Source organism: Xanthomonas sp. LMG 12460 (assembly GCF_009192895.1).
In the GTDB taxonomy this organism is placed as follows: domain Bacteria; phylum Pseudomonadota; class Gammaproteobacteria; order Xanthomonadales; family Xanthomonadaceae; genus Xanthomonas_A; species Xanthomonas_A sontii.
In genome coordinates, this window is the sequence record NZ_NKUH01000078.1 from 1 (window position 1) to 22,853 (window position 22,853).

General features: G+C 70.4%; 19 protein-coding genes. 8 read left to right on the forward strand and 11 right to left on the reverse strand.

The window, feature by feature from the left end:
- Positions 1 to 121 precede the first annotated feature (121 nt).
- From CEK66_RS15305 to CEK66_RS15320, 4 genes are all read right to left on the reverse strand, one after another.
- Positions 122 to 1,621 carry a diguanylate cyclase gene (locus CEK66_RS15305; RefSeq protein WP_152237478.1) on the reverse strand — a complete coding sequence of 500 codons (1,500 nt, stop codon included), beginning with the start codon at positions 1,619 to 1,621 and terminating at the stop codon, positions 122 to 124.
- Positions 1,618 to 2,895 carry a WD40 repeat domain-containing protein gene (locus tag CEK66_RS15310; RefSeq protein WP_152237479.1) on the reverse strand — a complete coding sequence of 426 codons (1,278 nt, stop codon included), beginning with the start codon at positions 2,893 to 2,895 and terminating at the stop codon, positions 1,618 to 1,620. Before CEK66_RS15310 ends, CEK66_RS15305 begins: the two co-directional genes overlap by 4 nt.
- Positions 2,896 to 3,052: 157 nt before the next feature.
- A complete protein-coding gene (locus tag CEK66_RS15315) occupies positions 3,053 to 4,183 on the reverse strand; it encodes a PilT/PilU family type 4a pilus ATPase (RefSeq protein ID WP_010344137.1) in 1,131 nt (376 codons plus the stop codon).
- A 127-nt stretch (positions 4,184 to 4,310) separates the two neighbouring features.
- Positions 4,311 to 5,348, reverse strand: a complete 1,038-nt coding sequence (locus tag CEK66_RS15320; RefSeq protein WP_010344138.1) for a type IV pilus twitching motility protein PilT — start codon at positions 5,346 to 5,348, stop codon at positions 4,311 to 4,313.
- Between the two features lie 100 nt (positions 5,349 to 5,448).
- On the opposite strand from CEK66_RS15320, the gene CEK66_RS15325 reads away from it, so the two are divergent.
- The 4 genes from CEK66_RS15325 to CEK66_RS15340 all read left to right on the forward strand — a co-directional run bounded on the left by CEK66_RS15325 (position 5,449) and on the right by CEK66_RS15340 (position 9,040).
- Entirely contained in the window at positions 5,449 to 6,126 is a 678-nt protein-coding gene (locus CEK66_RS15325; protein WP_255424705.1) for a YggS family pyridoxal phosphate-dependent enzyme, read from the forward strand.
- A 316-nt stretch (positions 6,127 to 6,442) separates the two neighbouring features.
- Positions 6,443 to 7,471 carry a hypothetical protein gene (locus CEK66_RS15330; RefSeq protein WP_017913913.1) on the forward strand — a complete coding sequence of 343 codons (1,029 nt, stop codon included), beginning with the start codon at positions 6,443 to 6,445 and terminating at the stop codon, positions 7,469 to 7,471.
- 128 nt (positions 7,472 to 7,599) lie between these two features.
- Complete coding sequence (proC, locus tag CEK66_RS15335) at positions 7,600 to 8,445, forward strand: pyrroline-5-carboxylate reductase (RefSeq protein WP_152237481.1); 846 nt, start codon at positions 7,600 to 7,602, stop codon at positions 8,443 to 8,445.
- A 142-nt stretch (positions 8,446 to 8,587) separates the two neighbouring features.
- Complete coding sequence (locus CEK66_RS15340; protein ID WP_017909920.1) at positions 8,588 to 9,040, forward strand: DUF4426 domain-containing protein; 453 nt, start codon at positions 8,588 to 8,590, stop codon at positions 9,038 to 9,040.
- A 632-nt stretch (positions 9,041 to 9,672) separates the two neighbouring features.
- Here the strand turns inward: CEK66_RS15340 and soxR are convergent.
- A complete protein-coding gene (gene soxR, locus CEK66_RS15345) occupies positions 9,673 to 10,110 on the reverse strand; it encodes a redox-sensitive transcriptional activator SoxR (protein ID WP_010344143.1) in 438 nt (145 codons plus the stop codon).
- 101 nt (positions 10,111 to 10,211) lie between these two features.
- Between soxR and CEK66_RS15350 the strand changes: the two genes are divergently transcribed.
- Entirely contained in the window at positions 10,212 to 11,597 is a 1,386-nt protein-coding gene (locus tag CEK66_RS15350; protein ID WP_152237482.1) for an MFS transporter, read from the forward strand.
- Positions 11,598 to 11,741: 144 nt separating this feature from the next.
- Here CEK66_RS15350 and CEK66_RS15355 read toward each other — a convergent pair whose 3' ends face one another.
- Together CEK66_RS15355 and pdxH are read right to left on the reverse strand one after the other, a co-directional pair.
- Entirely contained in the window at positions 11,742 to 12,542 is an 801-nt protein-coding gene (locus CEK66_RS15355) for a cobalamin-binding protein (protein WP_152237498.1), read from the reverse strand.
- Between the two features lie 70 nt (positions 12,543 to 12,612).
- Positions 12,613 to 13,212, reverse strand: coding sequence for a pyridoxamine 5'-phosphate oxidase (pdxH, locus tag CEK66_RS15360; protein ID WP_017910874.1), 600 nt, complete (start codon positions 13,210 to 13,212; stop codon positions 12,613 to 12,615).
- A 129-nt stretch (positions 13,213 to 13,341) separates the two neighbouring features.
- Between pdxH and CEK66_RS15365 the strand changes: the two genes are divergently transcribed.
- A complete protein-coding gene (locus CEK66_RS15365) occupies positions 13,342 to 13,884 on the forward strand; it encodes a shikimate kinase (protein WP_017910873.1) in 543 nt (180 codons plus the stop codon).
- On the forward strand, positions 13,881 to 14,990 hold the full coding sequence (gene aroB, locus CEK66_RS15370; RefSeq protein WP_152237483.1) for a 3-dehydroquinate synthase: 1,110 nt from the start codon (positions 13,881 to 13,883) through the stop codon (positions 14,988 to 14,990). The genes CEK66_RS15365 and aroB overlap by 4 nt, the downstream gene beginning before the upstream one ends.
- A gap of 59 nt (positions 14,991 to 15,049) precedes the next feature.
- Here the strand turns inward: aroB and CEK66_RS15375 are convergent, their stop codons facing one another.
- Positions 15,050 to 15,868, reverse strand: a complete 819-nt coding sequence (locus CEK66_RS15375; RefSeq protein WP_152237484.1) for an AraC family transcriptional regulator — start codon at positions 15,866 to 15,868, stop codon at positions 15,050 to 15,052.
- A 111-nt stretch (positions 15,869 to 15,979) separates the two neighbouring features.
- Between CEK66_RS15375 and CEK66_RS15380 the strand changes: the two genes are divergently transcribed.
- Entirely contained in the window at positions 15,980 to 17,005 is a 1,026-nt protein-coding gene (locus CEK66_RS15380; protein ID WP_152237485.1) for an alpha/beta hydrolase, read from the forward strand.
- Between the two features lie 70 nt (positions 17,006 to 17,075).
- Here CEK66_RS15380 and CEK66_RS15385 read toward each other — a convergent pair whose 3' ends face one another.
- From CEK66_RS15385 to CEK66_RS15395, 3 genes are read right to left on the reverse strand one after another with little or no spacing between them, the layout of a single operon-like run.
- The gene (locus CEK66_RS15385) at positions 17,076 to 18,521 is read right to left on the reverse strand and encodes an efflux transporter outer membrane subunit (protein ID WP_193312682.1); all 1,446 of its coding nucleotides are present in this window, start codon (positions 18,519 to 18,521) and stop codon (positions 17,076 to 17,078) included.
- Complete coding sequence (locus tag CEK66_RS15390) at positions 18,521 to 21,721, reverse strand: efflux RND transporter permease subunit (RefSeq protein WP_152237486.1); 3,201 nt, start codon at positions 21,719 to 21,721, stop codon at positions 18,521 to 18,523. The genes CEK66_RS15385 and CEK66_RS15390 overlap by 1 nt, the downstream gene beginning before the upstream one ends.
- Positions 21,718 to 22,839: an efflux RND transporter periplasmic adaptor subunit gene (locus tag CEK66_RS15395; RefSeq protein WP_226978629.1), complete on the reverse strand. Its 1,122-nt coding sequence runs from the start codon at positions 22,837 to 22,839 to the stop codon at positions 21,718 to 21,720. Before CEK66_RS15395 ends, CEK66_RS15390 begins: the two co-directional genes overlap by 4 nt.
- Positions 22,840 to 22,853: the final 14 nt, after the last annotated feature.

The following is a 22,853-nucleotide window of genomic DNA, read 5'->3' on the forward strand; positions in this document are numbered from 1 at the left end:
GGGAGAGGGGTTGGGGGTGAGGGTACGGCGCGAAGCGTCCCGCCGAACCAAGACCACGAGGCTTCGCCCTCCCCTCATCCGCCCCTGCTGGCACCTCCTCCCGACGGGACAAGCGGAACACTCAGCGCACGGCCACCGCGCGGCGCTGCCGCTTGTCCGCGTACATCTCCGCATCGGCGCGTTCGAGAAGTTCCTCCAGCGCCTCCGCGTCCAGATCCCGGCGGTGGCACAGGGCAAGGCCGAAGCTGGCCGACAGTGCGGTTGCGAATCCGTCGTCGTCGCCGGGCTTGGCAAGCGCACCGCGCAACGCGTCGATCAGCCCCTGCGCCCTCTCCGGCGTGGTCAGCGGCAGGTAGAGCGCGAACTCGTCCCCGCCCCGGCGCCCCAGCAACTGGCCCGGTCGCAGGCAACGCCGACAGCGCTTGACGAAGGCGCGCAGGGCCGCATCCCCGGCGGCGTGTCCGAACTGGTCGTTGATCGCCTTGAGGTTGTCCATGTCGGCGACGATCACCGCCAGCGGACGTGGGTCCTGCGCGGCCACTTGCAGATCGTTGAGCACCTGCTCCAGGAATCCGGTCCGCGACAGCGCCGCGGTCACCGGATCGCGCACCAGCGCATGGCGCAGCCGCGTGTTGTCGGCATAGAGCCCGGGGACGGCCAGGCCGAAGTAGCTGTTCGCCGCCAGGCTGATCATGGCGAACTGCAGCGCGAGCGCCTGCGCCTCGAGCCGCAGCAACGGCGTGGCCACGGCGATCAGCAGGCTGAAGGCCGCGATCGCCACCAGCGCCTGCAGCATTCCGTGGGTATGCACGATCCACAACTGGATCACCACCACCACGAACAGCGCGAACACCACGGCCGGCTGCCGCGGCAACGCCGCCGCCAGCGCCATCACCGCCAGGGTGACGCCGAGCAGCAACGCGAGCTTGACCAGGTAAGCAGAGACGCTTCCGGCCGGCGCGACCATCCCCGACAGGCGCGGGATACCCGGCTGCGGCACGATCTGCAGCCACTCGGCCAGGCGCAGCACCCCGACGATCGCCAGCGGGCCGAGCGCCAGCAGGCCGGCGTAGTCGCCGATCGCCCACGGGATCAACTGCGCCAGCATGCTCGGCAAGTCGATGGCGCCGGTGACGGCCAGCCCCGCGCCGCCCAGGCAGGCAGACAGCAGCGACGCCACGCCGCCCCCCAGGATGAAGCAGGTAACCACACGTGGCAGGCTGCTCGAGGACACCCCGCGGCCGACCAGGCGCAGCAGCCAGGCCAGCCCGCCCCAGACGCAGAACTGCTGGGCGGTGAACAACAGCGCGTATCCCAGCACCGCCCGACCGGGGACCACGGGGTGGCCGCTGGTGCGATAGAAGCTGAGTAGCGTGGCCAGCACGCAGGCGCTGGCGATCGCCGGCGCACCGCGCCAGCCCAGCACCATGAACGTGGCCAGCGTCACCGCCACCGGCGGGAACCACAGGCTCGCATGCGGCTGATAACCCAGGACCCGCGCCAACTCGAAGACCGCCAGCCATGCCACCACCAGTACCGCCGACAGCGCCAGCAGCGCGCCGGGACGGCGCGGCGCCGCGACGCGCGTACCAAACGGCGCCTCGGCGTCCCGGCCTGTCATCCATCCGACTCCGCACGGCCACGGCCGATCGCCGAACCGGGGCCGACGAAGGCGGTGACCGAGCCGTCGTCGCTGCCGCCCACCACCACGGTGGCACCGCTGTTCAGACGGATCGGCCAGCTCATGTTGTCCGTGCCATAGGACCAAAGCGCCGTGCCATCGACCGCGTTCCAGAGGGTGAACCCGCCGGGCGTCCCGTCGGGATGGCCATCGGCCAGCCCCAGCCACTGCCCGTCCGGGTCGAACGCCAGGTCGTTGGGCGAGTGCGCGCTGTGCGCGGTCCACTGCGGCGTCGCGGCGGTACCGGCATCGGCGTACACGGCGACGACGCCACCGCCCTTGAGATTGCCGGCGATCGCGGCCTTGTTGCCGGCGCGATCGCAGGCCACCCCGTAGATGGTGGTGGCGCCCTCGGGCACCGTCTCGGTCCAGGCCGGCCCAGGCGTTTTCTGGAACGCCGCCACGTCGAACGCATACAGCGTGCCGTCGCTGGCGCCGGCATAGGCGCGACGGCCATCGCCCGACAGCGCCGCGGCATGGACGCGGGCCTGCTTGGGCAACTGCCAACGCGTCAGCGTCCCCGGCTGTCCCGCTGCGATCGAGAACAGGATGATCTCGCCCTGTGCGCTGGCCACCAGTCCGATCGTGCCATCGGCGGCGAGGCCGGTGGCGATGACGCTGTCAGCGCTGTCGCCGGTGCCGCCGACGCTCAGCGCGATGCACACGGGCGCACCGAAGGACGCATCGCCCTCGCGGCAGAACAGATAGCCCTGCTCGGCACCGGCCAGCAACGTGCGCCCACGCGCATCCAGCGCCACCATGTTGCCGCGGACGGGGAGCGCATGGGACAGCAGCTCCTTTCCGCCCGGGACCGCCCAGGCACTGATGAAGCCCGCATACGGTTGTTGGCTCTTCCAGCCGCAACTGGCCACGGTGCTCCCGTCCGCTGCCACGTCGACCCAGTACACGCCCTGCCAACCTTGGAATTCCTGCGTCAGCAGGCGGTTGCCGGCGCGATCCCACGCATAGGTGCCGAAGCACCCCTGCTGGTCGTCGCCCACATCGCTGCGCGTGGCCGCGGGTGCGATGCGTTCGAATATCTTGCGTTGCTCGAGCGGCACCGCATCCAGCCCAGGAACCTGCGACAGCCCGCCGTACTGGTGGAAAAAGGTGCCGGCGACGATGACATTGCCATCGTCTGAGACCGCCACGGAATTGATGTAGTAGCCGGCATGCGGCTGTGTCGACCAAAGCACCTCGGGCACGTCGTTCATGGCGGCTTCCTTCTCTTCGGCTGAGCAGTCCGCGATGGATCTCGGCGGACAGTTGACTGAAAACACGACACCCGTGGACGCAACTGAAGCAGCCGCTACGACGTGGCCCCCCTCACCGCATCCCGCGCCCCACCCTGCGCTCGCCTGCCAAGCCGGCTCAGCGCACCTCGGCGATCTCGACCCCGTCCAGGCCCTGCGCCAGGGTGCGCGCGTCGCCGCCCTGCGCCAGCTTGATGCGCAGGCGCACCTCGTTCTGCGAATCGGCGTGGCGCAGCGCATCCTCGTAGCTGATCTCGCCGGCCTGGTACAGCTCGAACAGGCTCTGGTCGAAGGTCTTCATGCCCAGGTTGGTGGACTCCTTCATCACGTCCTTGAGCTTGTGGATCTCGCCCTCGCGGATGTAGTCCTGCACCAGCGGCGTGCCGAGCATGATCTCCATGGCCACGCGGCGGCCCTTGCCGTCCGGGGTCGGGATCAGCTGCTGCGCGACCACGCCGCGCAGGTTCAGCGACAGGTCCATCAGCAGCTGGCTGCGGCGGTCCTCGGGGAAGAAGTTGATGACGCGGTCCATCGCCTGGTTGGCGTTGTTGGCGTGCAGGGTGCACAGCACCAGGTGGCCGGTCTCGGCGAAGGAGATGGCGTGGTCCATGCCCTCGCGGGTGCGCACCTCGCCGATCATGATCACGTCCGGCGCCTGGCGCAGGGTGTTCTTCAGCGCGTTCTCCCAGCTGTCGGTGTCGATGCCGACCTCGCGCTGGGTGATGATGCAGCCCTCGTGCTTGTGCACGAACTCGATCGGGTCCTCGATGGTGATGATATGCCCGGTGGAATTCTGGTTGCGGTAGCCGATCATCGCCGCCAGCGAGGTCGACTTGCCGGTGCCGGTGGCACCGACGAAGATGATGATGCCGCGCTTGGTCATCGCCAGGGTCTTGATCACCGGCGGCAGGTTCAACTCGTCCACGCTGGGAATGCGCGTCTCGATCCGGCGCAGCACCATGCCGACTTGGTTGCGCTGGTAGAAGCAGCTGACGCGGAAGCGCCCCACACCGGCCACGCCGATGGCGAAGTTGCACTCGTGGGTCTTCTCGAACTCCTCGCGCTGCGCCGGCGTCATCACGTTCAGCACCAGGTCGCGGCTCTGCTGCGGGGTCAGCGGCGTCTGCGTGATCGGGGTGATCTTGCCGTGCACCTTGATCGCCGGCGGCATGCCCGAGGTGATGAACAGGTCCGACGCCTTCTGGTGCGCCATCAGTTTCAGGAAGGAGGTGAAGTCGATGGTGCTCATGGTCGGCTCCTTCGGAGCTGAGAATCGGGAATGGAGAATCGGGAATCGCAGCAGCGGGCATCCGGAAGCGGGAAGGATGGGGCGGTTGCTCTTCCCATTCCCGATTCCCTATTCCCGATTCCCGGCCTCACTCGAACAACCGCTTGTCCTTGGCGTACTCGCGAGCCTGGTTGCGGGTGATCAGGCTGCGCTTGACCAGGTCCTGCAGGTGCTGGTCCAGGGTCTGCATGCCGTTCTGCTGGCCGGTCTGGATCGCCGAGTACATCTGCGCGACCTTGTCCTCGCGGATCAGGTTGCGGATGGCGGGGGTGCCGACCATGATTTCCCAGGCCGCGGTGCGGCCGCCGCCGACCTTCTTCAGCAGCGCCTGCGAGATCACCGCGCGCAGCGACTCGGACAGCATCGAGCGCACCATCGGCTTCTCGCCGGCGGGGAACACGTCGATGATGCGGTCGATGGTCTTGGCCGCCGAGCTGGTGTGCAGGGTGCCGAACACCAAGTGGCCGGTTTCCGCCGCGGTCAGCGCCAGGCGGATGGTTTCCAGGTCGCGCAACTCGCCGACCAGGATGATGTCCGGGTCTTCGCGCAACGCCGAGCGCAGCGCCTCGTTGAAGCCGTGGGTGTCGCGGTGCACCTCGCGCTGGTTGATCAGGCACTTCTGCGAGGTGTGCACGAATTCGATCGGATCCTCGACGGTGAGGATGTGGCCGTATTCGTTCTTGTTGATGTAGTCGATCATGCCGGCGAGCGTGGTCGACTTGCCCGAGCCGGTCGGCCCGGTGACCAGGATCAGGCCCTGCGGCTGGTCGATCAGCTGGCGGAAGATCGGCGGGCAGCCCAGGTCTTCCAGGGTCAGCACTTCCGAGGGAATGGTACGGAACACCGCGCCGGCGCCGCGGTTCTGGTTGAACGCGTTGACGCGGAAGCGCGCCAGGCTGGGAATCTCGAAGGAGAAGTCGACCTCGAGGAATTCCTCGTAGTCGCGGCGCTGCTTGTCCGACATGATGTCGTAGACAAGCGCGTGCACCTGCTTGTGGTCCAGCGCCGGAATGTTGATGCGGCGGACGTCGCCATCGACCCGGATCATCGGCGGCAGGCCCGCGGACAGGTGCAGGTCGGACGCCTTGTTCTTGACCGAGAACGCCAATAGTTCAGCGATATCCATACGCTGCTTTTCCCCTTGGGCTGCGACTGGAAGGATGATTCCCCGGCCGGCAGTATAGCGCCCTTCCCTTTGCCGGAACGCCGCCGTGCCCCTCTCTCCGCTGCAACAGATTCGCCTGGACATGGACCGCGCCGCCGACGCCGCGGGGCGCCCGCACGCGCAGTTGCTGGCGGTGTCCAAGACCCAGCCGGCCGAGGCCGTGGCGGCGCTGGCCGCGCAGGGGCAGCGCGCCTTCGGCGAGAACTACGTGCAGGAAGCGGCGGCCAAGATCGACGCGCTGGCCGCGGCCGGATTGGAATGGCATCTGATCGGCCACCTGCAGTCGAACAAGGCCGAACAGGCGGCGACGCTGTTCGACTGGGTGCAGACCGTGGACCGGCCCAAGCTGGTCGCCGCCCTGGCCAAGGGCCGCGCGGCAGCACCCGAACGCGCGCCGCTGAACGTGCTGATCCAGGTCAACATCGACGACGAGGCCAGCAAGCATGGTTGCCAGCCCGACGCCGTGGACGTCCTGGCCGCGGCCATCGCCGCGCAGCCGGCGCTGATGCTGCGCGGGCTGATGGCCATTCCCGCGCCGTGGCCGGAGGCCGAACGCCGCATCGACGCGTTCGCGCGCATGCACGCCCTGTTCGCGCGGCTGCGCACCGCCCACCCGCAGGTCGACACCTTGTCGATGGGCATGAGCGGCGACTTCGCCGACGCCATCGCCGCCGGCGCCACCATGGTGCGGGTCGGCACCGCCCTGTTCGGGGCGCGCGGTCCGCGCGCTTCCGGCTGAACCGGCTGCTGCCGCGCCGCATTACCGCAGTGCCCGTGACACCGTGATGATTTGTCTACGGCCGCTTCAAAATCGATTCACCAACATCGGAATTCTGTCGTAGGCGATCTTGTTGAAAACCATAGAATTTCGGGATAAATGAAAGGTTCGCGCCGACAGCGCTTCCTGAACCATGCGACACGGTTGCAAACCGTTAATTCAGTCACGTTTCAGACGCACGCGCTTCGCTTCCATGGCGGCCGACCGCGGGTACTCCGCAGTCCATTGCCGAATGCGCTCGGCTCGAACGAGGTCACAGATGCAAGCATCCACCCGATTGCTGTTCGCCTCCTGCGTCATTGGTCTGCTGCACGTCCCCGCGGCCATGGCCGCGCCGACGGCGACGCCGGCCTGGACCAACGAAGAAGCGATGATGTCGCCCGCGGAAGTCCAGGCACGCACCGCCTGGCGCGAAACCATGGCGCATCAACCGACGCCGGCGGAAGGCTGCTTCCATGCCAACTTCCCCGATACGCAGTGGCAAACGGACGTCTGCAAGACCCTGACCCGCCGCGTGCATCCGATCCCGCACAAGATCCTGTTCGGCGCCACCGAGACCACCGGCAACGGCTACGACTACGCGCTGCGTTCGAGCAGCCTGATCAGCAAGGTCGTGGGCAGCTTCCCGCAGGTGACCGGCGTGACCTCGGAGAAAGGCGTGGGCGTGGCCTCCTTCGGCGGCGGCGGCATCCTCGGCCCGAACGAGTACTCGCTGCAGATCAACTCCAACTACAACGCCACCACCAGCGTCTGCGGCGGCCGCTCCGGCTGCACCGTGTGGCAGCAGTTCGTCTACGCCACCGACTACGAGACCCAGGGCCAGGCCGCGGTGTTCATGCAGTACTGGCTGATCGGCTACGGCAGCAGCTGCCCGAGCGGCTGGATGAGCGGCGGCGGTTCGGACTGCTACCGCAACAGCAATGCGGTCAGCGCGCCGGACGTGCCGGCCACGCAACTGGCCAACCTCAAGCTGACCGGTTCGGCCACCGCCAACGGCAACGACACCATCACCTTCACCAACAACGGCACCGCCTACAGCGTCAGCGCCAGGGACAGCGTGGTCAAGCTGGCCACCGTGTGGAAGGACGCCGAGTTCAACGTGGTCGGCAACGCCGGCGGTTCCAGCGCCAACTTCAACTCCGGCTCGTCGATCACGGTGAAGGTGGCCGCCACCAACGGCTCCACCGCCGCCCCGACCTGCGCGGCCAATGCCGGCAGCACCGGCGAGACCAACAACCTCAACCTGGGCAGCTGCTCGACGGCCGGCGGCAGCACGCCGTCGATCACCTTCACCGAGTCCAACTGAGTCCGTCGCGCCGGTCCGCATGGCGGCCGGCGCGTTCTTCCGCAGCGTGACCCGGACTGCGCCGCACCGCAGCAACGCAGCGCGGCGCAGCCGCTACCATGGCGCTCCCTCTTTGCGACGGTGCGCACATGGCTTCTGCTTCCCCCGATTCCCAAGCGGCCGATATCGCCTTCATCGGCGGCGGCAACATGGCGCGCAGCCTGATCGCCGGGTTGGTCCGGCAGGGCGCCGATCCGCGCCGCATCCGTGTGGCCGAGCCGGTGGCGGCACTGCGCGAAGCCCTGGTCGCCGAGTACGCCGTCCACGCCGTCGCCTCCGCGGCCGAAGCCGCCGACGGCGCGGCGCTGTGGATGTTCGCGGTCAAGCCGCAAGTGCTGCGTGGGGTCTGCACCGAACTGGCCACGCTGGCGCTGGCGCAGCGGCCGCTGCTGGTGTCCATCGCCGCCGGCATCACCACCGCGCAACTGGACCGCTGGCTAGGCGATGGTCACGCCTTGGTCCGCGCGATGCCGAACACCCCGGCCCTGCTCGGCGCCGGCGTCACCGGCCTGTTCGCCAGCGCCGGCGTCGACGCCGGACAGCGCGCCCACGCCGAGCGCGTCTTGGCCGCCGCCGGGGTCACCGTGTGGGTCGAGGACGAGGCGCTGATCGATGCGGTCACCGCGGTCTCCGGCAGCGGACCCGCCTACGTGTTCCTGCTCGCCGAGGCGATGGAAGCGGCCGGCATCGCGCAGGGCCTGCCCGCCGACACCGCGCGTACCCTGACCCTGCAGACCGTGCTCGGCGCGGCGCGCATGCTCACCGAATCCGGCGAGGCGCCGAGCGAACTGCGCCGGCGGGTGACCTCGCCCAACGGCACCACCCAGGCCGCGATCGAGACCTTCCAGCGGGGCGGCTTCGAGGCGCTGACTGAAGCCGCGATCGCCGCGGCGGCGCAACGCGGCCGTGCCCTGTCCGCCGCCAACGACGACTGAGCGCGGCGGGCACCAGACGGGCACGGACGGTACTCGGCATCGGCATCGCCCCCCCGTACACTGCGACTCCTGCGCGCCGTCCGTATCCCCCCGGGCGACTGCGTAAGACCTGTTGTTCGCCACGCCAACCCGGAGAACGCCGATGCGTGTCCTGCCCGTTGCGCTGCTGTGCCTGGCCCTGGCCGCCTGCTCGGACCAGGACACCCCACGCCCGGCGACACTGCTCGCCGCCACCCCGGCGCAGGCCGATTTCGGCACGCTGCGCGTGCACTACAACGCCTTGCCCACCCTGGCGATGAGCGAAGACGTGGCGCGCCGCTACGGCATCGCCCGCGAGGCCGACACCGCGTTGGTGATGATCGCGCTGCGCACCCTGCATGGCGGCGAGGAAGCACCGGCGGTGGGCACGGTGGAGGCGGTGGCGACCGACCTCAGCGGCCAGCGCCAGCCGGTGGCGCTGCGCGCGGTCCGCACCGACGCCTACACCGACTACGTCGGCACCGTACGCAGCAGCGCCCACGACCAGTTGCGCTTCGTGGTGCAGGTGCGCAGCGCCGACGGCAGCGGCACGGTGCGCTTCACCCGTAATTTCTAGCCGGCGCCCACGCTGCGCAGGCAACACAAACCGCCGTAGCAGCGGCTCTTGTCCCCTGTTTGGGATCAGCCGCGACTGGCGTTACCGGGAATCCCCGGTCGCTGCTGCAACCGCGCCTACGGAAAGATCGATAGACCGACCGGCGCAGAGCGAGCGCAGTCAATTGCGGGAGGGACTTCAGTCCCGACGCGGTAGCGGTGGACGGGGCGGCTGAAGGCGCTCCTAAGGAAAGATAGACAGAACGACCGGCGCACAGCTTGTGCGGTCAAGTGTGGGAGGGACTTCAGTCCCGACGCGGTAGCGGTGGACCTGGCGGCATTGCCGCTTGTGTGCGCTCAGATGATGCGCCGGACACTGGATGCAGTCGGGACTGAAGTCCCTCCCACATCGTCTCGATCGCACATCGTGGCGCCGTCGCGTGTCGTAGCAGCGGCTCTTGCCCCCTGCTTGGGATCAGCCGCGACCTGGCGTTACCGGGAAAGCCCAGTAGCGGTTGAAGCCCCTCTTACGGAAGATCAACAGAACAACCAACGCACAGCTGGCGCGGTCAATTGTGGGAGGGACTTCAGTCCCGACGCGGTAGCGGTGGACGGGGCGACATTACACGCGGCGGCTGCGCGCACACGCAGCGCTCACTCCTCCGCCCAGCGCTGCGGACCATCGCCGTGCGCGGCCAGGGTGTCGGCCGGGTTGCTGAGCCGGCAGCGGCGCAGCGACAGGCAGCCGCAGCCGATGCAGTCGGTGAGCTGGTGGCGCAGGCGGGTCAGCTGCAGGATGCGTGCGTCCAGTTCCTCGCGCCACACCGCCGACATCCGTGCCCACTCGGCGCGGGTCGGGGTGCGCGCGTCGGGCAACTGCGCGAAGGCGGCCTTGACGCTGTCCAGCGGCACGCCGACGCGTTGCGCCACGCGGATCACCGCCAGCCGGCGCAGCACGTCGCGCGTGTAGCGGCGCTGGTTGCCGGCGGTACGCATGCTGCGGATCAGGCCCTTGCTCTCGTAGAAATGCAGCGCCGACACGGCCACACCGCTGCGCGCGGCGACCTGTCCGACGCTCAGTTCCTCCTGCATCGCTTGACCTCGAGTCCGGTTGAGGTTGCATGCTGCACGGGCTGCACGCGCCCACGCAAGTCGCCGCCGGCAGACGTCCACCCTTTTTCCCAGGTTCGCCGATGCAAGACCACGCCACCACCGCCGCTGCTCCACCCGCCCCTGCCGCTGCCGGCTCCGTGCTGGCGCCGGCCTACCGCGCCACCACCGTCGGCATGGTCGCGCTGGTGTCGCTGATCGCCTTCGAGGCGCTGGCGGTGGCCGCGGCGATGCCGACCGTGGCCCGCGAACTGGACGGCCTGCGGCTGTACGCGCTGGCCTTCGGCGGGACCCTGGCCACCAGCGTGATCGGCATGACCGTGGCCGGGCGCTGGAGCGACCTGCACGGGCCGGCGACGCCGCTATGGACCGGCCTGGCCTGCTTCGTCTGCGGGCTGCTGCTGGCCGGCTTCGCCCCGTCGATGGGATTCCTGCTGGCCGGCCGGCTGGTGCAGGGCCTGGGCGCCGGCGCGATCTCGGTAGTGCTGTACGTGCTGGTCGCGCGGCTGTATCCGCAGGCGATCCGCCCGCGCATGTTCGCCGCGTTCTCCGCCGGCTGGGTGGTGCCGTCGCTGATCGGCCCCAGCATCAGCGGGTTGATCGTCGAGCACGTCGGCTGGCGCTGGGTGTTCCTGGCGGTACCGCTGCTGGCGCTGCCGGCGGCGGCGCTGCTGTGGCCGGCGCTGCGGCGCCTGCCGCCCGCCGCGAGCGCGGACGGCGCCAGCGGTGCGGCGCGGCGGTGGTCGTTGGGCGCCGCGGCCGGCATCTGCCTGCTGTATGTGGGCGGCCAGCAGCGCGGGCTGTGGGCGGCGCTGCTGCTGCCGTCGGCGCTGGCGCTGTTGGCGCTGTGCACCTGGCGGCTGCTGCCGGCCGGCACCCTGCGCGCCGCGCGCGGCCTGCCCAGCGTGATCGCGCTGCGCGGCATCGCCGGCTCGGCGTTCTTCGGCTGCGAGGCGTTCCTGCCGCTGCTGCTGTCGCGCGAGCGCGGGCTGTCGCCGGTGTGGGCCGGCGTGGCGCTGAGCGCCGGCGCGCTGGGCTGGTTCGCCGGTTCCTGGTACCAGGGCCATTACGGCCGCGACGCCACCCGCCTGCGGCGGCTGCGGCTGGGCTGCACGCTGATGGCGCTGGGCATCGCGGCCACGGCGCTGGCGCTGCTGCCGGCAGTGCCGGCAGCGCTGGCGATCGGCGGCTGGACCGCGACCGGCCTGGGCATGGGCCTGATCTACCCGACCCTGGCGGTGCTGACCCTGACCCTGTCGCCGCCGGCGCGGCAGGGCCGTAACAGTTCGGCGCTGCAGTTGAGCGAGGCGATTGCGGTGGCGACCACGCTGGCGGTCGGCGGCTCGCTGTTCGCCGCGCTGCTGGCGTACTCGGCCAATGCGGCTTACCTGTCGACCTTCGCCGTCGCCGCGCTCATGGCCCTGCTCGGCCTGGGCATCGCCGGCCGTACCCAGCCGACGCCTGGCTAACGGAATCGTCGCGTCCGGCGCCCGCCGCGGCGTGGTGGCGCGCGCCACAAGCAGGATCGATGAAGAGGCGATCCGTTCGCGGGGCGATGCCGCGGCGACGCACGGACGTCGCGCCGGTTCGGCTCTTGGTCTGGAGGGCCCGCCCTAACGCGCGCCCACGCCCCTGGCCCAGGCCTGGATGATGTCGGCGATGGCGCGCACGCCGTCGGTGAGCGCGGCCGGCCCCGGCTGCAGGATCAGCGGCGACTTGATCTCGAACAGCTGCCCGTCGCGCACCGCCGGAATCGCCGACCAGCCCGGCCGCGCGGCGACGCGCTCGGGGCGGAAGCGCTTGCCGCACCAGGAGCCGAGGATGATGTCCGGCGCGCGCCGCACCACCTCGTCGCCGTTGGCCAGGATCCGCGCCTTGGCCAACGGCTGCACCGACAGCTCCGGGAACACGTCCTCGCCGCCGGCGATGCCCACCAGTTCGGCCACCCAGCGGATGCCGGTGATGATGGGCTCGTCCCATTCCTCCAGGTACACGCGCGGCCGACGCGGCAAGGTGGCGGCCTGCGCGGCGATGGCGTCGAGGCCGCGCTGCAACTCGTCGGCGTAGGCCTCGGCGCGCGGCCCGGCGCCGACCAGCGCGCCGAGCCGGCGGATGTAGTCGAGGATGCCGTCGACGCTGCGATGGTTGGCGATCCACACCTCCACGCCATGCCGTACCAGTTCGGCGGCGATGTCGGCCTGGATATCGGAGAAGCCGATGGCGAGGTCCGGCTGCAGCTTGAGGATCTCGCCGATCTTGGCGCTGGTGAAGGCGCTGACCTTGGGCTTGTCGCGGCGCGCCTGCGGCGGGCGCACGGTGAAGCCGCTGATGCCGACGATGCGCTGCTGCTCGCCGAGCGCGTACAGCGTCTCGGTCGGCTCTTCGGTCAGGCAGACGATGCGCTGCGGGCCCACGCTCAGTGCGCCTCGCCCGAGCACGCGCGCACCGCGGCGGCGGTGCCGCGGCAGGCGGGGCCGGCGCCGCTCACGGGAACAGCATCCGCTTGCTCCAATGGCCGGCGGCGTCGGCCTCGTAGCGCCAGCGCTCGTGCAGGCGGTACTTGGCGCCGTACCAGAACTCGAAACTGCGCGGCACCACGCGGAACCCGCCCCAGCCGTCCGGGCGCGGCACCTCGCGGCCCTCGAAGGTGGCCTCGGCCTTGGCCACGCGTTCCTCGAATTCCTCGCGCGAGGCCAAGGTGCGCGACTGCGCCGAGGCCCAGGCGCCGATCTGGCTCATGCGCGGGCGCGAGGCGAAATAGGCATCGGCCTCGGCCGCGGCGACCAGTTGCACCTCGCCGTCGATGCGCACCTGCACCCCGTCCTCGCGCATGCGCCGCCACAGGAACAGCAGCGAGGCCTGCGGATTGGCCTGCAGCTCGCGGCCCTTCTGGCTGTCCAGATGGGTGTAGAACACGAAGCCGCGCGCGTCGTAGGCCTTCAGCAGCACCACCCGCGACGACGGGCGCGCCTCCAGCGTGGCCGAGGACACGACCATGGCGTTGTATTCGGCCTCGTCGCTGGTGCGCGCCTCGGCGAACAGGTCGGCGAACGTGGACAGGGCTTCGGCGTAGAGATCGGGCATGGCGACAGGCACTCGGCGGACGATGCGCCATTGTCGCGCCATGCACCGCGCGACGCACGCTTCGCCGCGCGAGGCCCCGCGCGCCTGCGCGGCGCGCGGGGCGGCACCGGTGTCTGCTAGCATCGGCGGATGAATCCCGCCCCCAACCTGGTGCTGGTCGGCCCGATGGGCGCCGGCAAGAGCGTCATCGGTCGCCGCCTGGCCGAGCGCTTCGGCCTGGTCTTCGTCGACAGCGACCAGACCATCGTCGAGCGCACCGGTGCCAGCATCGCCTCGCTGTTCGAGCACGCCGGCGAAGCCGGTTTCCGCGAGCACGAGCGCGCGGTGCTGGAAAGCATCCTGAGCACGCCCGGCCACCTGATCTCCACCGGCGGCGGCGCCGTGCTCAATGCCGACAGCCGCCGCGAGATGCGCGAGCACGGCTTCGTGGTGTACCTGCGGGTGGGCGTGGCCGCGCAACTGCAGCGCCTGCACCGCGACCGCAGCCGCCCGCTGCTGCAGCGTGGCGACCGCGAGCAGGTGCTGCGCGACCTGCACGCGGTGCGCGAACCGCTGTACCGCGAGGTCGCCGACCTGATCCTGGACACCGACCACTTCACCCCGGCCGAGGCCACCGCGCAGCTGGTCGTGCGTCTGGCCGCGTCGTGGAAACTTCCGGAACCCACTGCATGACCGCAGCATCGCGCACGGTCCAGGTCGCTGGCGACCCGGCCTACACCATCCACATCGGCCCCGGCCTGCTCGACGACGGCGCCGCCCTCGCCGCGCACGCGCGCGGCCGCCACGTCCTGCTGCTCAGCGACAGCCAGGTGGCGCCGCTGTATGCGGCGCAGGTCCGCAGCGCGCTGTTGGCGGCACGCCCGGAACTGCAGATCGGCGACTTCGTGATCCCCGCCGGCGAGGCCTCCAAGACCCTGGACCACTTCGCCGCGGCGATCGCCGCGCTGGCCGCCCTGGGCGCCACCCGCGACGCCTGCGTGCTGGCGCTGGGCGGCGGCGTGGTCGGCGACCTGGCCGGCTTCGCCGCCGCCTGCTGGATGCGCGGCGTGGATTGCGTGCAACTGCCGACCACGCTGCTGGCGATGGTCGACTCCTCGGTCGGCGGCAAGACCGCGGTGGACATCCCGCAGGGCAAGAACCTGGTCGGCGCCTTCCATCCGCCGCGCGCGGTGCTGGCCGACATCGCCACGCTGCGCAGCCTGCCGCCGCGCGAACTGCGCGCCGGGCTGGCCGAGGTGATCAAGTACGGCGCCATCCGCGACCCGCTGTTCTTCGAATGGCTGCACGCCGAACGCCGCGCGCTGCTGGCCGGCGAGCCGGCGGCGCTGGCGCAGGCGATCGCGCGCAGCTGCGAACACAAGGCCGAGATCGTCGCCCGCGATCCGCTGGAAAAGGGCGAGCGCGCCCTGCTCAACCTCGGCCACACCTTCGGCCACGCCATCGAGACCGAACAGGGCTACGGCGCCCCGGACAACGCCAACCTCAACCACGGCGAAGCGGTGGCGGTAGGTATGGTGCTGGCCGCCGAGCTGTCGGCGCGACTGGGCATGGCCAGCGCGCAGGACACGGAGAAACTGCGCGCGCTGCTGCAGGACTTCGGCCTGCCGACCGCGCTGCCGGCCGGGCTGGCGCCCGAGGCGTTACTGGGACGCATGCGCCTGGACAAGAAGAACCTGGCCGGGCGTCTGCGGCTGGTGCTGTGGCGCGGCATCGGCCACGCCGAGATCGTCCCCGACGTGGACGAGGCCGAAGTGCTGGCGGTGCTGGCCACCGGCTGAGCGCGCAGGCCGCCGAGCGCGTGTCCGCGCGCGCCCGGCCACCCGCGACCGCCCCCCGCTCAGCGTGCCTGCCGCCACGCGCGCGGGCTCTGCCCCACCTGCGCCTTGAACACACGCGACACCGCGGCCTCGCTGCCGTAGCCCACCTCGTCGGCAAGCTGCTTCAGCGGCCGTCCTTCGCGCAGGCCGCGCTGCACCAGGGCGATGCGCCAGTCCTGCAGGTACTGGCCCGGGGTGCAGCCGAGGGTTTCGCGAAAACTGCGCGCGAACGCACTGCGCGACATGCCGGCACGCGCGGCCAGGCTCTCCAGTGTCCACGGCTGCGCGGGGGCGTCGTGGATGCCGATCAGCGCCAGCCGCAGCCGCGCGTCGGCCATGCCGGCGAGCATGCCGCCATCGGCCAGCCCCTGCTCCATCAGCTCGCGGATCACGTGCACCAGCACCACTTCGAACAACCGGTTCAACACCGCCTGGCGCCCGCAATGCTGCGCGAACGCTTCCTCGAACAGCAGGTGCAGCAGCGTCTCCCCCTGGCGCAGCGCGTCCAGCGGCAGGCAGATGCAGGCCGGCAAGGCGCGCACCAGCGGATTGGCCGCACCGCCGCCGAAGCGCAAGTGCGCGCAGGCGAAATCCGCACCGCGTTGCGCATCGGTCTCGAAGCGGTGCGGCATGGCCTGCGGGTACAGCAGCAGGCTGGGCCGGTCGATCCGCAGTACATGTCCGTCGCCGTTGTGGACGACCACGCTGCCCTGGCGCAGCAGGTGCAACTGCCCGCGGTCGCCGTCGTCGAGGCGGTGCAGGCCGCACAACGTACCGGCGTGGAAGACCTCGGCGCTGACCGAGAAGTGGGTCAGCAAGGCGGCCAGGCGGTCGGCCATTCTGGACTCCGGGCAAAGTTTTCTGGACGATTCGCCACCTATCGTATCGCCTTGGCGCGCAAAGTCACTCCTGTCGCCGGCACACCGCCCGGCATGCCCCAGGAAACCGCCATGAAGACCCTGCTTCCCTTGCTCGCCACCTCGATGCTGGCCGGCGCGATCGGCACCGCCACCGCCGCAACGCCGGCCGACCAGCCCGCGCCGTTGCGCCCGGTCGCGACGTTCCTCGATGCGCTCAACGGCAGCGGCGGCAAGCCGATCGAACAGCTCACGCCGTCGCAGGCGCGGCAGGTGCTGCGCGATGCCCAGGCCAATACGCCGTTGCCGCCGGCCGAGGTCAGCCGCACCACCATCCAGGCCGACGGCAAGCCGCTGAACCTGGTGATCGTGCGGCCGCCGCACACGGACGGCCAGGTGTTGCCGGCCTTCATGTTCTTCCACGGCGGCGGCTGGGTGCTGGGCGACTTCCCGACCCACGAACGCCTGATCCGCGACCTGGTCAACGCCTCCGGCGCGGTGGCGGTCTATGTGGACTACACGCCGTCGCCGGAAGCGCAGTATCCGGTCGCCATCCACCAGGCCTATGCCGCCACCCGCTGGGTGGCCGAGCATGGCGCGCAGATCGGCGTGGACGGCAAGCGCCTGGCGCTGGCCGGCAACAGCGTCGGCGGCAACATGGTCGCGGCCGTGGCGCTGCAGGCCAAGGCGGCCGGAACACCGGCGCTGCGCTACGACCTGATGCTGTGGCCGGTGACCGACGCCCGCTTCGACGATGGCTCGTACCAGCAGTTCCAGAGCGGCTACTTCCTCACCCGCAACATGATGACCTGGTTCTGGGACAACTACACCACCGATCCCAAGGCCCGCGCCGAGATCACCGCCTCGCCGCTGCGCGCCAACCCGGCGCAACTGGCCGGCCTGCCGCCGACGCTGATCCAGACCGCCGAGCTGGACGTGCTGCGCGACGAGGGCGAAGCCTTCGGCCGCAAGCTGGACCAGGCCGGGGTGACGGTCACGGTGACCCGCTACAACGGGCTGATCCATGACTTCGGCCTGCTCAATGCCCTGCGCGACGTGCCCGCGGTGCGGACCGCGATCCAGCAGGCGGGCGACGGACTGCGCGAGCAACTGAAGTAAGCGCAGCACCGGCGGCACGTCAGGCAGCGCGTCCTGGCTGCGGCGTGCCGCCCTACCCGCCCCCACGCACTCAGGGCTGGGCGCGCTCCAGCGACGCGTCCCCACCCAGGGTGCGATACAGCGTCACCCGATTGGTGGCTGCGGTCAGCTCCACCGCGACCAGGCTGCGCTGTGCGGCGTAGTAGCTGCGCTGCGCATCCAGGTTGGACAGCGCGCTTTCCACGCCCTCGCGGTAGCGCTGCGCGCTGGCGTCGTAGGTGTTGGCGGCATCGGCGAGGAGCGCGCGCTGCGCCTGCACCTGCGCGTCGATGGTGCCGCGCCGGGCCAGGGCATTGGCCACTTCGCCGAAGGCGGTCTGCACGGTCTTTTCGTAACCGGCCACCGCGGCATCGCGCTGCGCCTCGGTGTAGCGCACGTTGGCGCGCGCCGCGCCGCCATCGAACACGGTGTAGGCGACGCCGGCGCCAACCGACGCGGTGCGCGCGTCGTGGGTGAACAGCTGCGACAGCGCGGTGCTGGTCAGGCCCAGCAGGCCGCTCAGGCTGATGCTGGGAAACAACGCGGCACGCGCCGCACCGATCTGGGCGTTGACCGCACGCAGTTCGTATTCGGCCTGCACCACGTCGGGCCGACGCAGCAGCACGCTGGTGTCCAGGCCGGCCGGCGGATCGCCGATGCTGGCCGCGACCTCCTCGATCGAACCCGGCAACAGTGCCGGATCGACCGGAGCGCCCACCAGCAACTGCAGCGCATTGACGTCCTGCGCCAGCGCCGTGGTCTGCGCGGCCAGGTCGGCCTGCGCGGCATGCAGCACCTGGTTGGCCTGGTCCAGGTCCGAATGCGGCACGATGCCGCCATCCACCCGCTGTGCGGTCAGCGCCACGCTGGCGCCGGCGCTGCGTTCGGTGTCCTGCGCGAGCGTCAGCAGGCTGCGGTCGCTGGCATAGGTCAGCCAGGTCGTGGCGATGTCGCCGACCAGGGTCAGGCGCGTGGCCCGGGCCGCGGCCTCCTGTTCCAGATAGCGCTGCTGCGCAGCCGTGCTCAGCGCGTGCAGCCGCCCGAACAGGTCGAGTTCGAACGCGGTGACGCCCACGCCCAGGTCGTAGTTGCTGGCATAACCGGCAGCCGGTGCGGCCGCTGCGTTGCCGCCCTGGGTCGTGTCGTTGCCCGGCGCCGCGCCCTTGCCGCGATAGGAGCGCGTATAGGTCGCGCTGGTCCCCACCTCCGGCAGCAGGGCCGCGCGCTGGATGCGGTACTGCGCTCGCGCCTGGGCGATATCGGCGAGCGCGATCCGCAGGTCGCGGTTGTGGTCCAGCGCCTGCGCGATCAGCGCCTGCAGCCGCGGGTCGGCGAACACCTGCCGGTAGCTCAGCGACGGCAGCGTGGCCTCGTGCTGCGCCAGGTAGGCGTCGCCCACCGGCCACGACGGTGGGATCGGTGCGGCGGGACGCACATAGGCCGGCGTCAGGCTGCACGCCGACAGCAGACACGCGGCGCCAAGCGCGAGCGCGCGCATCAGGCCAGCTCCGGCAGCGTCGGCGCCGATGGCGGCGCGGTGCCGTTGCGACGTGCGCGGCGGCGCGCCAGCCACTCGGCCATCGCGATGTGGAAGGCCGGGGTCAGATACAGGGTCAGCGCCTGCGAGAACAGCAGGCCGCCGACCACGGCGATGCCGAGCGGGCGCCGCGCCTCGGCACCGGCGCCGAAACCCAGCGCGATCGGCAACGAGCCCAGCACCGCCGCCAGGGTGGTCATCATGATCGGGCGGAAGCGCACCGTGGCCGCTTCCAGCATCGCCGCGCGCGGCTGCTGCCAGCGCGCATCGCCCGAGCGCTCCAGGTCCAGCGCGTAGTCCACCATCATGATGCCGTTCTTCTTGACCAGCCCGACCAGCAGGATCAGGCCGACGAAGCTGAAGAGATTGAGCTCCTGACGGAATAGCACCAGCATCAGGATGGCGCCGAACCCGGCCAGCGGCAGCGAGGTCAGGATGGTGATCGGGTGCAGCGCGTTCTCGTACAGGATCGCCAGCACGCCATAGATCAACAGCACGGTGATCAGCAGCAGCATCGGCAAGGTCTTCATCGAATTCTCGAAGGCCTGCGCCGAGCCGGCGAACTGGCCGCTGATGGCGCGCGCGTCGTCCTTGCCCAGGGTCTGCGCCATCAGGTTGCCGATGCCGGCGGCGGCCTCGCCCAGCGACACGCCCGGCGCCAGGTTCATCGACAGCGTCACCGCCGGCAGGCCGGCGTAATGGTTGATCGCCACCGGCCCCACGCCCATGCGCACGTCGGCCACCGCGCGCAGCGGCACCATCGGGCCGCCGGCGGCGGTCAGCACCGCGCTGGTGCCGGAGCTGCTATTGGAGGTCTGCGTGCCGATCGCGGTGATGCCGGGATTCTGGTTGCCGTTGAACGACAGCGCATCCAGGCCGTTGAGGTCGGCCTGCGCCGCGGGGTCGACCTGCAGCAGCACTTCGTACTGATCGGTGTCGCCGTAGATGGTGCTGATCTTGCGGCCACCGTAGGCGCTGGCCAGGGTGTCCTGCAGGCCGGCGGCGGTGACGCCCAGCGCGGCGGCCTGCTCGCGGTGCAGCACCACCTCGATCTCCGGGTTCTTGAGCTGCAGGTCGCTCTGCGGATCCTGCACCTCGCGCAGTTGCCGCAGGCGCTGCAGGATGCTGTCGGACTGCGCGTACAGCGCCTTCTGGTCGGTGGATTGCAGCACGTACTGCAGCGATCCGTTCGAGGCCGTCGGCCCCATGTCGATCGCCGGCGGATTGCGCATGTTGAGGGTGATGCCCTGGATCGTGGCGACCTGCTTGCGCACGTCCTGGATCACCTCCTCGGCGCTGCCGCTGCGCTCGGACAGCGGCTTGAGCCCGATCAGCAGGCGCCCGCTGTTGCTGAGCGAATTGTCCGAACCGATCACCGACTCCACGTTGGCCACGTTGGGATTGCGCTGGATGATCTTCACCACCGCCGCCTGCTTGGCCACGAAGTCGGCGAAGGCGGTGCCCTCGGGCACGCGGGTATCGCCGTCGATCTTTCCCGAATCCACCTGCGGGATGAAGCCCTTCTCGACCACGGCGTAGACGCCGGCGGTGCCGACCAGGGTCGCCACGCCGATGACGCACATCAGGCCGATGCGCTCGGTCGCCCAGGCCAGCGAGCGGGCGTAGCCGCGTTCGCTGGCCTCGACCAGCCGGTCGAAGCGCTCGAACACCCAGCCAGCGCTCTTCTTCGGGTCCAGCCAGCGGCTGGCGAGCATCGGCGTGAGGGTCAGCGAGACGATGCCGGACAGGATCACCGCGATCGCGATCACCATGCCGAACTCGGAGAACAACCGCCCGACCAATCCGCCCATGAACACGATCGGCAGGAACACCGCCGACAGCGACACCGTCATCGACAGCACGGTGAAGCCGATCTCGCGCGAGGCGGCGATGGCCGCGTCCATGCGACTGGCGCCCTGCTCGGCGTGGCGGACGATGTTCTCGATCACCACAATGGCGTCGTCGACCACGAAACCGACCGACAGGGTCAGCGCCAGCATCGAGATGTTGTCCAGACTGAAGTGCAGCAGGCGCATCACCGCGAAGGTGCCGATCAGCGAGGTCGGCAGCACCAGCGCCACGATCAGGGTCGCCATCCAGCTGCGCAGGAACAGCAGGATCACCACGATCACCAGCACCAGCGAGCCGACCAGGGTCCACTCCACGTCCTCCACCGAGGCGCCGATGTAGTCGCCGCGGTCGTAGAGCACGTCGAGCTGGGCGTCGCCGGGCAACTGCGCGCGAATCCCCGGCAGCGCCGCCTGGATGCCCTGGGTCACCGACAGCGTGTTGGCGCCCGGCTGGCGGTGGATGTTGATCTCGATCGCGCGCTGGCCGTTGAGCGAGGCGGCGGTCTGCAGGTTCTCGACGCTGTCCTCGGCATGGCCGACATCGCGCAGGCGCACCGGCGCACCGTCCGCGTAGCTCAGCACCATGGCGTCGAAATCGGCCGCGCGCTTGAGCTGGCCGTCGGCGCGCACGGTGTAGGACCGCGCGCGCCCCATCAGTGTGCCGGCCGGCGCGTTGCTGTTGCCCGCCTGCACCGCCGACACCACCTGGTCGAAGCCCAGGTGGCGGGCGGCGAGCAGGTGCGGATTGACGAACAGGCGCACCGCGTACTTCTGCGCGCCGTTGACATCGATCTGGCCGGCACCCGGCACCGAGGCCAGGCGCAGCGCCACGCGGTCCTTGGCGAACTGGTTGAGCAGCGGCAGCGCGATGGTCTTCGAACGCAGGATCAGGTGCATGATCGGCGCGGCGCTGGGATCCTCCTTCTGGATCTGCGCCGGATTGATCTCGCGCGGCAGCAGGCCGGCCGCCTGCGACACCGCGTTCTGCACGTCCTGCGCGGCGGCATCGACATTGCGGCTCAACGCGAACTGCAACACGATGCGGGTACTGCCGACGCTGCTGGTCGAACTCATCGTGTCCAGTCCGGGCAGGCCGCTGAACTGGCGCTCCAGCGGCGTCGCCACCGCCGCGGCCATGGTCTCGGGATTGGCGCCGGGCAGCGACATGTTGACGGTGATGGTCGGGAAGCTGACGTCGGGCAGCTCGCTGACCGGCAGCGCGAAGTAGGCCATGCCGCCGGCCAGCACCAGCGCGATCATCAGCACCGAGGTCATCACCGCGCGGCGGATGAACAGCGCCGACAGGTTCACGCAGGCCGTCCGGTCGCCGCCGCGGTCGGCGTGGCGTGCTGGTTGCCGGATTGCACCGCGGTGCCGTCGCGCAGTTCGTTGGGCACTGTGAGGATGACGCGATCGCCCGCGCGCAGGCCCTTGGCGATTACCGCCTGCCCGTCGACCATCCGCGCCACGGTCAGCGGCCGCGACACGGCATGGCCCTCGACCACGCAGTACACGTACGGCCCCTGCTGTCCCTGCTGCAAGGCGCTCTCGGGCACCGACAGCGCCTGCGGGTCCTCGGCCAGGATCATCCGCACGGTGACGAACTGCCCCGGCCACAGCGTGGCGCCGGCGTTGGCGAAGCGTGCGCGCAGCTCCAGCGTGCCGCTGCTGGTGTCGAAGGCATTGTCGAGGAACGCCACCTCGCCGCGCTCGAGCAGCGTGCCGTTCACCGCATCCAGCGCAAGTACCGGCAGCCCCAGGCCCTGGTGCCCCAGCGGCGCGGCGCGCACCGCATCGACCTGCACATGCGCCAGCGCGAAACGCACTTCGATCGGCGTGCTGACGTTGAGCGTGACCAGCGCGGTGCTGGACCCGCTGGACACCAGGTTGCCCGGCTTGACCGCGATGGCGCCGGCGCGGCCGTCGATGGGCGCGCGGACCTGGGTGTAGGCCAGCGACAGCTGCGTCTGCTCGACCTGCGCCTGGTCGGCGGCGACGGTGCCGCGCAGCGAGCGCAGCGTGTCGGCCGCGGTGGTGTAGGTCTTGGGATCGACCGCGCCGGTCCTGGACAGCTTGGCGTAGCGCGCCTCGGTATCGGCCGCATCCGCCGCCAGCGCCTGGTCGCGGGCCAGGGTGGCGCGCGCCTGCGCCAACGCCGCCCGCAGCGGACGCGGATCGATGGTGAACAGCAGTTGCCCGGCGTGGACCTGCTCGCCGTCATGGATCAGCACCGACTGCAGCACCCCGTCGGCCTGCGCGCGCACCTCCACGGTCTGCGGCGACAACAGGGTGCCGGAGGTCTCGATGATGTCAGGCACCCGGTGCGGCGCGACGGTCATGGTCTGCACGCGCAAGGGCTCGGGCGCCGGCGCGGGCTGCTGGCGGTGCGCGTGCCAAACCCAGCCGCCGAGGATCAGCAGGCACAGCACCGCCAATCCGGCGA